Genomic DNA, 13,082 nt, shown 5'->3' with positions numbered 1-13,082 from the left:
ATAGTCGAAGAGCATACAGGAGCTTAATCTCACCCCAAGTGAAATGGGTATAGTTTAACCCTAATAATTTGTAGTCTTTGATGAAGGTGTTTGGGTGTTTAATGCCAAACATTTTTTTGACTGTTTTTTTGGGTATTAATCCTTGGTTGCTATGGTTAATTACCTCCGGTTTGATTGCATTCATGTGGTATAGGTTTTGCGGTAAAAAGTCTCTACCGCGTGAATTTATTTGGGTAAAAATTAAACTGATTTAGTCAGCTTTGGAAAGTGAGATTTTTGGATTTGTTTTAGCAATTTGATTGCTGTTTTTATCCTTTGCTCTGGTGTTAGGTTTAGTAGGTTATCGGTTAACCAGAGTATTTCTGGCACTTGTCCATCACCTTCATATCCGTCATATCCTTCAGGAATTAGACCAGCTATTAGCTTGTTTGTTAGGTCTATTTTTTCGTACCAGGCTAGGTTTTTGGTTGGGATTTTCACAGTGTTAATGTGATAGTTTTTCTAAGGTTTTGGGCTTAGATGAACTGTTTTTATAAGTTTTCTTGGGGACTGTAGGGGGAAGTTGCGAGAGAGCCTGCATGATTTACTGCCAAAAGTACGGCTACATCAGGGATACATCCTAAACTTCGCTACAGCTAAACAAGAAAAATACTTGATGGACTGTTTTTATAAGTCGGTCGAGGTACTTGCTGCGGTTTACCGGACTTCGCGTCTTTCACCTACTTTCTCTCTGTTGCTTATGAACCTATTATGCCACAATGCCACAAAAAAGGCAATAGGGTAATGTGATTTTGTGGCATTGTGATGTTCAGTACAAGATAATTAGTGTGGCATAACCGTCATTGACGTTTTTTGTAATTCACAAGAGAATAGGGTTATAGAGGTAAAGGTACTTTTGTGTTTTTGGGGTCAGTAAGGTTAAAATGGTTAAATATATAAAATTCAGATTGGAAGATGAAACACATTTAGAGTTTAGAAAGATGTGCTTAGAGACAAGCACGAGTATGCAGCAACGCTTGACTAGCTTGGTAGAGAAAGACATCCAAGAGCATAAAAACTCAAACTTTAATGGAGAGTTATTAGATACCAGAAATAACAGTCAAGAGAAGGAAAAGGAAACCAACGGCCACCACGCCCCACAACAAGTCAAAGTCGTCAAACCAAGAAAGCACCACAAAATATATAAGGGCAAGGTAGGGGAGCTACTCACAGAACTAGCAGGGAATCACGTCAAAGTTAGCTTTGATGGTGAGGAAAAAGCTTTTTATAGTGATGAATTAGAGCTGGTAGGAACTGAGTAGGAGCGATCGCTCATACCAAAAGCTAGCTTTAAGAGATGGGAATCCCCAAACTCAGATAGAGCAACGTATTCAGTAAGAGACACCTCCCCCTATTTATATACATAAAACAGATAAGGTGGAGGAGTCCGAAACCCTTTCCACTAGATGGTAATAGCCCTTTTTTTTAGACCGCCATTAAAACTAGGTGATTAGGTTGGGGTTTGGGCAATCCGGGTATATTTGGGTGTAGTTAGGTCGCTGTTGAAGGTTTAAACCTTCCACGAAGTCAAAGTAAATCTTTTCCTTAAACTGACCTACTAGAAAATCTTTCACAATCCAACCAAAAAAAGATTGAGGCTAGTTAGATTTCTCTGACTAGCCTCAATCTTTTTCGCATCAACTCTATCTCAGTTTGTAAAAACTGCAAGAATAAAACCTATTGTTATACCTTTTATTTATATTAGTCACTATAGTCAGTCACCTATTTTTAGTGACTACCCTTCAAAACCTTGCTGTGTATAAGTTTAGTCACTTAGTCAGTAAATAGGCTACTAAAACTACACAATTAAAAATGAACTACTGATATAACAGCAGCACTTTTTATACCAGCGATTAACCCTAGTCACTATAGTCAGTCACCTATTTTTAGTGACTACCCTTCAAAACCTTACTGCATATAGCTTTAGTCACTTAGTCAGTAAATAGGCTGCTAAAACTACACAATCAAAAATGGAATGGATGAAAAATAACTCCATAGAGAACTATGGATTCTCTATACATCTCTCTCTATATCTCTATAAATACCTTCTAATGAATAGCTTTGACCTTGATACAGCAATACTTACAGGGCTGTGATTCACCTTTAAATAGTATCCAAAGACTCATTAACAGGGAAACGGTCAATCAACTGCATAGCCCGATAAGCATTTCGTTGCAAAGCATCAGATAAATGAGGCACATGAGGAATCTGAGACAAAAAATCCAAAGTCCGACGTAAAATCCGGACAACATCCCCCTCATCCAGACTTGTATTTTCTACTAACTCTTGCCATTCCACTCCCAAAGCCCACTGTTCTACCAAACCAATCAAATCCCGTTCCAACCAAACAGGTAAAGCTACCCTATACCTACGCTGCACCTGAAATAACTGATGTCGTAAACTCCGCAAACTAGCCAAAGCCTCGTCTACCTCAACAGATAACTCATAACGAGTCCAACTATCAGGTCTAGTAATCTCTGTCACCAAACCAGCACAAGCAGCAGCCAAATGATGGGGGTCAAGTGGCTCTAAAGCGCCAGACATCAAAGCTAAACCGAGCCACAATTCATTATCACCCCTAATTGCTGCACAAGCTTGACCAATCTCCGTAGGCTCAACCCCATGGAGACATCCAAAATATTGCAAAATTTCAATCAGATTCAGAAACTCTTGCCAGTGACGTGCCAACTTATCCTCCAACTGAGTTTGGCGATCGTCTATTTCTGCCCTCAACATTCCTATCCGTCGCCAACCCTTTAACAAAGTACGAGGGTTCCCCCATTCCTTCACTGGATGTTCCTCGGCTTGTGCTTCTACCGTTGCCACTTTCTGCATTTGTGCTAAAACTTCTGGAGCATCTACTGGTAGCTCTACTACTGGAATTTGTTGAGCTAAAGCCAGAGAAACTTCATCTCCTTTGCGACATTGCCCCAACCTAAAATCAATTTCCACGGGCAATTCCATATAGTCCACAGCAACCAGCCGAGGTAAATCTGCCTGTAAAACCACCACATCCATTGCTGCTACTACATACCACCGATTATCTCTACCCAAACATAAGAAGTTAGAAGACTGACCAGATCCAGGAACTTTTGCCACCAACACTGCTGGAATTGGTTCTGAAGTAGATTTTTTTGCAGTAGGAACGTGCTTTCCTTTCAAACTAACAATAGTTCCCAACACTGCAAAAGACAAAGACAAAGACATTTCTTTAATCCTAGTTTCCTCTGCCTGCTTCTGCAAAATTTTCAGCAGTCGTTTCTCCTCTTTTGCTTTTTCCCGTAACTTCTCATAACCTGCCAGTAGTTGTTCGAGATTAACCCAATCATTCTCTTCATAAATTCCCAGCTTATTTTCTACAGAGGTCAACTCCTCTTGCTTTTGCTCAATCTCTTTGCGCTCTGGCATGAGAAATAGGGTAGACAAATACTGACCAAAACTACGTTCTACTAACTCCTTTGCCTCCTCCAATGTATGAGTTTGTAGTAAATTCAGCACCATACCATAGCTAGGAGTAAACTGGCTTACCAGCGGGTCAGCTCCTGAAGTTGCTAAATAAGCCGCCTCTTTAGCACCCTCAAACCTAGTTTGTACAGTTACAACATAACCTTGAAAATCCATCCCTCGCCTTCCTGCCCTACCTGCCATTTGCAGAAATTCTGATGGTCTTAGGAGTCGGTGTCCATCATCTGTACGTTTGGAGAGACTCGAGATAACTGTTGTCCGGGCTGGCATATTAATTCCTGCCGCTAAGGTTTCTGTGGCAAATACTACTTTGATTAAACCTTGCTGAAATAATTCTTCGACTAATCCTTTCCAGACTGGTAACATTCCAGCATGGTGAGCTGCTATTCCTCTGGTGAGAGGTTCTAACTGTTGAGACTTAGCTAGCTCTGGGTTACGCTTGAGAAATTCCTGAATTAGCTTCTGTAGTCTGGCTGCTTCTGCTTCGTTGACCAAAGTAAGATTGCTGACTTGTGCTACATCTGTTACTGCACGAGCACATCCCCTACGACTGAATATAAAGTAGATAGCTGGTAACATATCTCGCTCTTTGAGCTGAGATAATACTGCTGGTAATATTGGTTCTAGTTGTCTTTCTCTTCTATCTCTACCTGTTTGTCTAGTTTTCGGCTTGAGTAGGGGATTGATTCTTTTCTGATTGTTGTTGAGTAGAGGAAATAAGCCTTTGTTGTTGGAGAAATTAAATTCTAGGGGGACTGGTCGGAAATCAGAGTAGATGAGTTCGGTAGGTCCATGGACTCTGAGAATCCAGTCTGTGAGTTGATCGCTGTTGGCCACTGTGGCGGAGAGGGCTAATAGTTGAATTTCTGAGGGGCAGTAAATTATTGATTCTTCCCAGACTGTGCCTCGTTGGCGATCGTTCATGTAGTGACATTCGTCTAGAACTACGGCTTCTACTCTCTCTAGGGATGTGCCTATTTCTCCAATGGGAGTACCATACAGCATATTGCGGAAGATTTCTGTGGTCATTACCAGGATCGGTGCTTCCCGGTTGACAGAGGTATCTCCTGTGACTAGCCCTACCATTTCGCTTCCAAATTGGTTGCGGAAGTCCCGTAATTTCTGGTTGGACAGGGCTTTTAGGGGTGTTGTGTAGAATACTCGTCGTCCACGACTCAGGGCCCGATAGATGGCGTATTCTCCAATTAGGGTTTTGCCTGAGCCTGTGGGGGCACAAACAACTACTGATTTTCCAGCGTTCAGGGCGGCGATCGCCTGTTTCTGGAAGTTGTCTAGTTCAAATGGAAATAAGGTCTTCAGATCCAGCTCTTGGCTGTTCTGGGTTGAGTATGACACTAATATTTTTTTCTTGACTTTATAAAGGTTATGTGATATTATCTATTTTCTTGCTTTTCACTAGAAGATATAGACTTTATATTTTTATTTTAACTATATCTTTATGAAGGTTTGAGGTTTGAGGCCACTAGGTGATAAGTTTTGGCATGAAGAAATTTTGCAGATTTGACTACTCCCTATAATTAAAGTTACTTAGGATTAATTTTAAGGCCGGGGAAACTTTTGAATCAACTTTTTGCGAGAATGAAACAGCCCTGGGGGAGTCGGGGAGTTGGGGAGAAGTAAACATGAGAATAATTAATACGCTCCTGGTGTGCTAATTATTCAAAAGGTTCCATGCGCCTGTGTTGATTACTTAATAATTGAAGCTTTGTCAAGTATAGCATTACTTTTGGTAATTGGTATAAAATGGTAGGTGACAAGATATGGTACAATGAAACTGGTTCAGAATTGCCGACTCAATAATCATAAAAATTCCGAACTCAAGAGAGCCTAATCGTAATTTTAATCCCTCAACACATCGGTTTTATGTTGAAATTGACCGACTGTGTTTCTTGTCGAAAAATCTCTTAAACTCATGCTAATTATTTAGTTCGGACCTCTTGAATATTTGAAAAGAAAAATCTATCCTACTATGACCTACAAAAAACACTTTCTACTCAAGCAGACTATCAAGCAATGCCAGAATCGAGTATCTCAACAAATATTGATGATACTAGATAGAAACACATGAATTGCTTTTTAGCCGTGAACGAAGTTTTTAAAGAGAATCCATCAAAGTTTAAATCTCGTCCTCCTCTTCGGTGGATCTAAAAATAAAATAACACCGAATAAATATTATAGTTTATACTAAACAAGCTATCAGCAAGAGGCAACTAAAACAAGGAATTATTAATCCCAGTAAAACTGGCATTTATCTAAAAACATTAGTACCAACTTCACGCTCTTAAACAAGTTCGTCTCGTCCCTAGACTTAATCATTATCTAATTGAGGTGATTTATGAGAAATGCGAAAAACAATAGGAGCTAGAGAAAAATCGTTAGGCCAGTATTGATATTGGATTAAACAATTTAGCTACATTTTCATGTCGGCGACAGCCCAAACTTTTAATCAAGGTGTACTTAAACCCAAGAGTGATAAATGGCAGACCGTTAAAATCTATCAATTAATACTATAACAAAGTTAAAAGCTTCCTACAATCTCAACTCCGGAAAAATCAATCAAGTAAGAGATTGAAAAAGCTGATGTTAAAAAGAGAATTTAAAATCAATGATTACCTTGCATATTGCATCTTGTTTGATTATTGATACTTTAATTAATCAGATGCAGAGGATCTCTGATAATTGGGCATAATGAAGACTGGAAGCAGAAGATAAATTTAGGGAAAAGAAATCATCAAAATTTTGTATCTGTTCCCTATAATAAGTTAATTGAAATGTTATCTTATCAAGCCAAGATGGTAGGGATAAATATAATTATTACAGAAGAATCTTATACCTCTGCATCAAGTTTTATAGATAATGATTTGATTCCAGTTGACAAAAAAGGTCAGAAAATAAGAGTCAACTTTTCACCGAAAAGAGTAAAGCGATGCAGCGCCGCCAAAGGGGGTTTCCCCCATGAGCGACTGCATCAAGACAAAGAGGAATGCAATCGCAGTGCCAGCAAAGGATTAATCAATGAGTAAAGTCAACGGTTCTCTAAACCAATGCGAAAAAAGCAGCTCCCTTTTGTCTTTGACCATGGGATAGAGGAGCCAGTGCGTTGGGCGGGTCTCTCGAGAGTCACGCAACTGGCGTGGTGTTGTAGTGCCTCCTGGGTCGGAGCTACGCTAACACGAGCGTTAGGATAACACCTGCAATGCAGAAGGATATGTTATATTTGACTATATTTTTATGAAGTTTGACACTCCACGGACTAAAGTCCCGTGGATTTTTCAGAGGAGCTGTAAATCGGGTTACAACCACGATTTCCACATTGCACGGTTCCCGAAAAATCGAAACAACCACATTGCCAGTACCGTACCCTAGTACGTATACAGCAGCAGTATGGGCAAACGGCCGTTCCCCCATACAAGGCGGTGCCAATTGCCAATACTCTCCCCCGGCCATGCATACCATTGATACTACTTTTTAAGTTATTAGTTAATTATAACACATTTTTTTGACTTGACGAACGGATTAATTTCCGTCAAGTCGTTTCCATCCACCGCTTAAAAGACGGTGGTTTCCCACTTACCGAAATTTTACGATGACAACAGAAACTCAAACTCCAAAGATAGTAGTAGTAGGTGCTGGCTGGGCTGGTTTAGGAGCCACTCACCACTTAGCTAAAAATGGCTATGACGTTACACTTCTAGAAGCTGGCCCTTATCCTGGTGGTTTAGTGGCTGGCTGGAAAACTCCTGGTGGCCGTTCAGTAGAAGTGGGCATACATGGTTTTTGGTATCCATACCATAATATATTTTCTCTTGTCAAGGAGTTAAATCTTAATCCTTTCACCCCTTGGACTCGTTCGGCTCAATATTCTCCGGCTGGATTAGAAGTAGAATCACCAATTTTTCAAGATTTACCACCGTTACCAACTCCTCTTGGTACTTTTATTTATACTCAATTTCAACGATTGCCTTTGAGCGATCGCCTTTCTGCTCTACCACTACTTTATTCTCTTATAGATTTTGATAATTCGGATGATGCTTGGCGAAGATATGATTCTGTAACGGCGAGAGAATTATTTAAACAATATGGTGTGAGTAAGAGATTATATGATGATGCTTTTAATGCTATGTTATTGGTTGGTTTATTTGCTCCGGGAGAACAATGTTCGGCGGCTGCTGCATTAGGAATGTTATATTATTTTATTCTGGCTCATCAACCTAATTTTGATGTGGTTTGGTGTCGGGGAACTGTTGGAGAAATAATATTTAAACCTTGGGTGGAAAATATTGAAAGTTTAGGTGGAAAAGTTCTGACAAAACAGCGAGTTACTGACTTAATTGTTGATGATAATGGGAAAGCAAAAGGAGTTGTTTGTGAAGAGAAAATATTTGAGGCGGATGCTGTAATTTTTGCTGTTGGTATTAGTGGAATGAAAAAGATTTTGCCAGGAAGTGAAGCTTTACAAAATCGTCAAGAATTTAGGAATATTAATAATCTGGGTGGAGTTGATGTATTAGGAGTTAGGTTATGGTTTGATAGAAAAATTCTGATTCCTCGTTCTTCTAATGCTTGTTTTGGATTTGATGCAACTACTGGCTGGACGTTTTTTGATTTGAATGCTTTACATGACGAATTTCGAGATGAACCAGGAACAGTTTTAGAAGTAGATTTTTATCATGCTAATCAATTTTTACCTTTGAGTGATGGGGAGATAATTAAAATTGTGCGGGGATATTTAGCAACTTGTATTCCTGAATTTAGAGAAGCAGAAATTATTGACCAAAGTGTTGTAAGGGTGAGGGAAGGGGTGACTCATTTTTTCCCTGGTAGCTATCAATATTTACTTCCAGCAAAGACAAGTTTTGAGAATGTATTTATGAGTGGGGATTGGATTGTTAATCGTCATGGTTCTTGGTCTCAAGAAAAAGCTTATGTGACTGGTTTAGAGGCTGCGAATTTAGTAGTAGATAAGTTTAAGTTAGGAGAGAAAGCTAATATTATTCCTGTGGAAGAAGATGAGAAACATATTCAATTTTTCAGGGAAATAAATCAGTCAGTGCGAGAAGTAGGGAAGTCGATATTTCCGAATATTTGGTTGCCTTAAGTTATCAGTTATCAGTACATCTCAAAAATGGAATTTTCTTTTGACTTCGTTAAACACTATACCTTTTTTCACAAAAAATGAACCAAACCCAAACCCAACTACTAACAGACACTTCGATAACAGCAACTTGGTCAGAATACATCCAAATTATTGAAGACGCAAGTTATGAAAAAGCCAAATTTTACTATAACAACGGAAAGCTTAGAATCGAAATATCACCATTAGGAAATGACCACGCGACAGACCATATAGTTATTACTACTATAGTCAATTGGTTTGCGATCGCAAAAAATATCAAGGTAGATGGCAAAGATAATTGTACCTATCGCAAAACTGGATTTCGAGAAGCTCAACCAGACGCTTCCTTTTATATGGGTGAAAATGCTAATGTAGTTCCTAGGAAAACATCTATTATTGACCTGGATATTTATCCTCCACCAACTCTGGTTATTGAGATTGCTAATACTTCTCTTCCTGATGATATAGGGGAAAAACGTTTGTTGTATGAAGCACTTAACGTTGGTGAATATTGGATAGTTGATGTGCAGAATCCAGAAATTATTACTTTTGCTGTTGCTAACGGTGGTAGTAGAAAAATTAATCAGTCTCAAGTTTTACCAGGTTTAGAGATTTCTTTATTAGAGGAGGCACTCCAGCGCACTCGTCAAACAAATCAAACTCAAGTTTATGCTTGGTTATTAAATCAATTTCAGGCATAGGGAATAGAGGATTAGCGGAGTAGGGACGTTGCATCCAACGTCCCTACAAGGTTATCATTATTCAATTGTTTGCCATCCCATCCGTGAAGGTCTAGTTACCTGATGTCGGCAAGAAGCTCACATTTTTGCTCAAACTTTTACCTTAGCACTCCCAAACTGCCTGGATGTACTATCAAATCCAACTTCATCAAAACTTCATAATCTATTTTTCTATAACTATGCACCTCAAAGCTTGATTTAGCAATTAATTCCGCTGATTTCAACTACAAAAAACACCATTGGAAAAATTAAAGATTCTGTAAAGTTGAGGCTATTTTGCTGGGAGCGCATATTCTAGCACTCTCAAGCTTCCTAAATGTACTATCAAATCCAACTTCATCAAAACTTCATAATTGATTTTTGGGTAACTATCCACCTCAAAGCTTGATGTAGCAATTAATTCCACTGATTTCAACTACAAAAAACACCATTGGAAAAATTAAAGATTCTGTAAAGTTGAGTATAAGGGGGTTGCAGAAATTTCGGGGGGGGAGGGGGTAGATTAGATTTGTAGGCAATAAAAATAAACTTTACTGAGGAAATTTAATTATGTTGAAAAAGCTTTCCATTGCTGCTGCTACTGCTTTAGGCATTGTTCTTGCAGGTGGTACTGCTCAGGCACAAACTTTTGATGTTAGTGGCACCAACAGTTGGGATTCATTAGGTGATTCTGATAACGAAGTATTAACTCTAGACATTGCTGATGCTCTGGGTATAGGCTCTGGTTCTGCGGTTAATTTGTTTGGTGTGGATTGGGATTTAACTATTGAAACTGCTGACACTACTGGTGCTGCACTGGGTTTCAGTTCATGGTTAAGTGAAGCTGATATTCAGATTACTGATACTGTCGGTAATATATTATTCGATCTTGGTCCTAGTAATGATAGTGTACCTGGAACTGGTACTTTCACTGGTAGTGAGTCTCTAGCCACCCCCGCCTTTTTGGCTGATGGTCTAGTCAATGTAGAATTTTATGAGTCCTTCGATGATGCTCCAGGTGCAATTGATGCAACTTTCTTACCAGTTAGTACATTAACCTTTAATGCAGAATCAGCAGAACCGATAGATGTTCCAGAGCCAGCTTTCCTACTTGGTTTCGCTCTATTAGGGGGAGAACTATATCGCAGAAAGCGTAAAAATAAAGGTTAAGTAATTCCCTGGTTTGAGAAATTAAGTTTCTCTACAAGCTCTAAGGGCAAGGTAAGACAAAACAGAAGTTTTAAACTTATTATCTCTTGTTTTATTGCCCTTTTTTGATTATAATATGAAGAATTTAAACTAGAAATGGTCACGGCGGTAAATATTCTAAGTCAAAAAATTATGAGCAATTCCCTTCAAAAAAATTACTATGATGTCGTTATTATCGGGGGAGGACCCGCAGGTAGCACAGCCGGAACATTCTTAAAGAAATATGCCCCTAACTTACAGGTTCTGATCTTAGAAAAAGAGAAATTTCCCCGTGACCATGTAGGTGAAAGTCAACTTCCAGGTATCAGCGATATTTTAGCGGAAATGGGTTGTTGGGATAAAGTCGAAACTGCTAATTTCCCCATTAAAATTGGTGCAACCTATCGCTGGGGAAAAGATCCTGAACTTTGGGATTTTGATTTCATTCCGGTTGCAGAATTTAAGGATGAGCCTCGTCCTGCCAAATATGAAAAACAACGAAAAATTACGGCATTTCAAGTTGACTGAGCAGTATATGATGATATTTTGCTTCGCCATGCGGAAGAGTTAGGTTGTGAAGTTCAGGAAGAAACAGCAGTAACCCAAGTCGATATTGATGGCGATAAAGTTACCAATCTACACTTAAGTAACGGACAACAGGTAACAGCTCGCCACTATGTTGATGGGTCAGGACATATCGGAGTGCTGCGACGCGCTTTAGGTGTGCAAACCGATATCCCCACACGACTCCAAAATATCGCAATTTGGGATTATTGGACGAATGCAGAATGGGCCGAAGAAATTGGGGTTGGCGGGACTCGCGTTCAAGTTATGAGTTTGAGTCATGGCTGGATTTGGTTTATCCCCCTTGGACCGACTCGTACCAGTAAGAGACTCTGTTTAGACACTCCCAACAATGTTGAGACGTACCTTTTGGGTCTACTTTGATCATTCTCTTGCCTAGTTTCCAGGCTACATACTCTAGAATCTGAACAAACTGGCCAAATGCTGCATCCTGCAAAGACTTATTCAATCCTGACTTAGCTGATTGACCATTGGGTAAGAATTGACCATTATCACCTAATTTAGCTTTGCAACGTCTGACTAAATTTGCTATCTTTAGCTCTTCCACAAAAATCACACTTACATCTGAAAACAAGTGATAAGCTAGCTTTAATTGCCAATCCAAACGTTGTCTAGCTATTAGTTGATGGAGTTTAGCTATTTTACATTTGAGAATTTTCCAACCCTTAGAATGTTTTGGTTTTTTAGCTAATCTTTCCTGTAGTTTAGACAAGCAATGCTCAGAGAATCTGAAAAACTTAGGCACTTCTACAAACTCGCCATCACTGGTAACAGCATAGTGCAACAATCCTAAATCAATACCCTTTGAGTTTTCCCAGGTGGGCTGAATTTCTCCAACCTCTACAGGTACACTTTTATCTTCTATCGTCAAGCTAATATACCATCCGTCTGCTTCACGGATGACTGTACTTGCCTTAACCTTGAATCCTACTGGTATTGGGCGATTGTATACTAAAGGGACTAAGCCAATCTTGGGTAAATTGATACAATACCGACCGTTAGCATTTTTGGTATGGGTTGGCATTTGACAACTGAGGATAGCTAAAGGAATTATAATAATGTTTACCCTTGAATTTAGGTCTGCCAGTGGTTTTACCGTTTTTATCAGGTTTGGTAAAGTTATCCATAGTGGTTTGTACACGCTGGATAACATCTTGCAATACCTGGGAGTGCATGGACTTGTATTGAGGGAAGAGTTTTTTAGTTTGTGCTAAGTCTGCCAGTTGAACAGTCTCCCACATCACATAGCCGTTAAGTATATTCGGATGTTGATCTCCTTTTTTGGTTATGGGATTACCATTACTGTCTTTTTTTCTGCCATCTCGTGTTTGTATTCTAAATTCAGGAATGTGCGTGATAAATTCGCTCTACTGGTACTACTGAAACATTAAGAGGACAAGCGTTAAGGAGTGTGCGCGTGGCTTCAAACCAGTTTAACCTTTCAGCTAAACGGTAATTATATTGCTTCCTAGCCATGGACAACCAATTAGATATAATCACCGCTTGGGTTTTGTGTGGTTTGAGCTTATACTTATATTTCAGTAGCACGGCAGAATCTACCTGTATTTCTCAAATAGTTATTATAATGGCTGTGTTAATAAATTGTCAATAGCTATAGCAAACCGGACTATAGGAAAACCGCACACCCTAGCCCGGCTTTCTCATACGACGCTCCCCTACGGGAGAGCGCAGGACTTCCCGCCGGGGAAGTTAAAATCTCATCTATCGTTAAGGTATCTAACAATTGATGACGTTCTTCTGTATAATTACCGCTACCGCTATCATATTGATGGATAAAGCGAATAGCATCTACAATTCCTAAAGCATCAACTAAAGCTTTAAAACCTTTTCTTTGTAATTCAATGGGTGTCATTGTCATTAGGTCCTATTAAATTAGCGGGACTTTAGCAAATTTCAAGCCCAAACAAATCCCCAACTCTCTTTATGAG

At 39.3% G+C, this 13,082-nt stretch carries 13 protein-coding genes; 7 read left to right on the top strand and 6 right to left on the bottom strand.

The genetic code is table 11. The features are described from left to right. The coding region (locus ACP6PK_RS12180; RefSeq protein WP_426559824.1) for a hypothetical protein at positions 1-184 on the bottom strand (184 nt) is incomplete at its 3' end. 56 nt (positions 185-240) lie between these two features. Beyond that, positions 241-480 carry a hypothetical protein gene (locus ACP6PK_RS12175; RefSeq protein WP_426559823.1) on the bottom strand — a complete coding sequence of 80 codons (240 nt, stop codon included), beginning with the start codon at positions 478-480 and terminating at the stop codon, positions 241-243. A 467-nt stretch (positions 481-947) separates the two neighbouring features. Between ACP6PK_RS12175 and ACP6PK_RS12170 the strand changes: the two genes are divergently transcribed. Beyond that, the gene (locus ACP6PK_RS12170; protein ID WP_426559822.1) at positions 948-1,301 is read left to right on the top strand and encodes a hypothetical protein; all 354 of its coding nucleotides are present in this window, start codon (positions 948-950) and stop codon (positions 1,299-1,301) included. A gap of 841 nt (positions 1,302-2,142) precedes the next feature. Here the strand turns inward: ACP6PK_RS12170 and ACP6PK_RS12165 are convergent. Next, positions 2,143-4,860: a DEAD/DEAH box helicase gene (locus tag ACP6PK_RS12165; RefSeq protein ID WP_426559821.1), complete on the bottom strand. Its 2,718-nt coding sequence runs from the start codon at positions 4,858-4,860 to the stop codon at positions 2,143-2,145. 1,319 nt (positions 4,861-6,179) lie between these two features. Here ACP6PK_RS12165 and ACP6PK_RS12160 point away from each other — a divergent pair. The 6 genes from ACP6PK_RS12160 to ACP6PK_RS12135 all read left to right on the top strand — a co-directional run bounded on the left by ACP6PK_RS12160 (position 6,180) and on the right by ACP6PK_RS12135 (position 11,496). Further along, a complete protein-coding gene (locus tag ACP6PK_RS12160; protein ID WP_426559825.1) occupies positions 6,180-6,548 on the top strand; it encodes an IS200/IS605 family accessory protein TnpB-related protein in 369 nt (122 codons plus the stop codon). A gap of 563 nt (positions 6,549-7,111) precedes the next feature. Next, complete coding sequence (locus ACP6PK_RS12155; RefSeq protein WP_426559820.1) at positions 7,112-8,623, top strand: hydroxysqualene dehydroxylase; 1,512 nt, start codon at positions 7,112-7,114, stop codon at positions 8,621-8,623. A 77-nt stretch (positions 8,624-8,700) separates the two neighbouring features. Beyond that, on the top strand, positions 8,701-9,342 hold the full coding sequence (locus ACP6PK_RS12150) for a Uma2 family endonuclease (protein ID WP_426559819.1): 642 nt from the start codon (positions 8,701-8,703) through the stop codon (positions 9,340-9,342). A 588-nt stretch (positions 9,343-9,930) separates the two neighbouring features. Further along, positions 9,931-10,530, top strand: coding sequence for a hypothetical protein (locus ACP6PK_RS12145; protein ID WP_426559818.1), 600 nt, complete (start codon positions 9,931-9,933; stop codon positions 10,528-10,530). Positions 10,531-10,701: 171 nt separating this feature from the next. Continuing rightward, positions 10,702-11,076, top strand: a complete 375-nt coding sequence (locus tag ACP6PK_RS12140; protein ID WP_426559817.1) for a tryptophan 7-halogenase — start codon at positions 10,702-10,704, stop codon at positions 11,074-11,076. A gap of 18 nt (positions 11,077-11,094) precedes the next feature. Further along, complete coding sequence (locus ACP6PK_RS12135; RefSeq protein ID WP_426559816.1) at positions 11,095-11,496, top strand: NAD(P)/FAD-dependent oxidoreductase; 402 nt, start codon at positions 11,095-11,097, stop codon at positions 11,494-11,496. Here ACP6PK_RS12135 and ACP6PK_RS12130 read toward each other — a convergent pair. From ACP6PK_RS12130 to ACP6PK_RS12120, 3 genes are all read right to left on the bottom strand, one after another. Further along, positions 11,408-12,286 carry an RNA-guided endonuclease InsQ/TnpB family protein gene (locus ACP6PK_RS12130; protein ID WP_426559815.1) on the bottom strand — a complete coding sequence of 293 codons (879 nt, stop codon included), beginning with the start codon at positions 12,284-12,286 and terminating at the stop codon, positions 11,408-11,410. The two genes, ACP6PK_RS12135 and ACP6PK_RS12130, sit on opposite strands and share 89 nt — an antisense overlap. 188 nt (positions 12,287-12,474) lie before the next feature. Beyond that, on the bottom strand, positions 12,475-12,681 hold the full coding sequence (locus tag ACP6PK_RS12125) for a helix-turn-helix domain-containing protein (RefSeq protein ID WP_426559814.1): 207 nt from the start codon (positions 12,679-12,681) through the stop codon (positions 12,475-12,477). Between the two features lie 79 nt (positions 12,682-12,760). Next, complete coding sequence (locus tag ACP6PK_RS12120; RefSeq protein ID WP_426559813.1) at positions 12,761-13,006, bottom strand: hypothetical protein; 246 nt, start codon at positions 13,004-13,006, stop codon at positions 12,761-12,763. Between the last annotated feature and the right edge of the window lie 76 nt (positions 13,007-13,082).

It is taken from the genome of Dapis hubbardiae BLCC-M172 (genome assembly GCF_050016015.1).
GTDB lineage: Bacteria > Cyanobacteriota > Cyanobacteriia > Cyanobacteriales > Microcoleaceae > Trichodesmium.
This window is presented reverse-complemented; position numbering and strand designations above follow the sequence as displayed.

Coding starts and splice junctions, on each gene's coding strand:
- ACP6PK_RS12155 (WP_426559820.1), top strand. CDS start 7,112: ATGACAACAGAAACTCAAACTCCAAAGATAGTAGTAGTAGGTGCTGGC.
- ACP6PK_RS12150 (WP_426559819.1), top strand. CDS start 8,701: ATGAACCAAACCCAAACCCAACTACTAACAGACACTTCGATAACAGCA.
- ACP6PK_RS12145 (WP_426559818.1), top strand. CDS start 9,931: ATGTTGAAAAAGCTTTCCATTGCTGCTGCTACTGCTTTAGGCATTGTT.
- ACP6PK_RS12140 (WP_426559817.1), top strand. CDS start 10,702: ATGAGCAATTCCCTTCAAAAAAATTACTATGATGTCGTTATTATCGGG.
- ACP6PK_RS12130 (WP_426559815.1), bottom strand. CDS start 12,286: ATGTTATCCAGCGTGTACAAACCACTATGGATAACTTTACCAAACCTG.
- ACP6PK_RS12120 (WP_426559813.1), bottom strand. CDS start 13,006: ATGACACCCATTGAATTACAAAGAAAAGGTTTTAAAGCTTTAGTTGAT.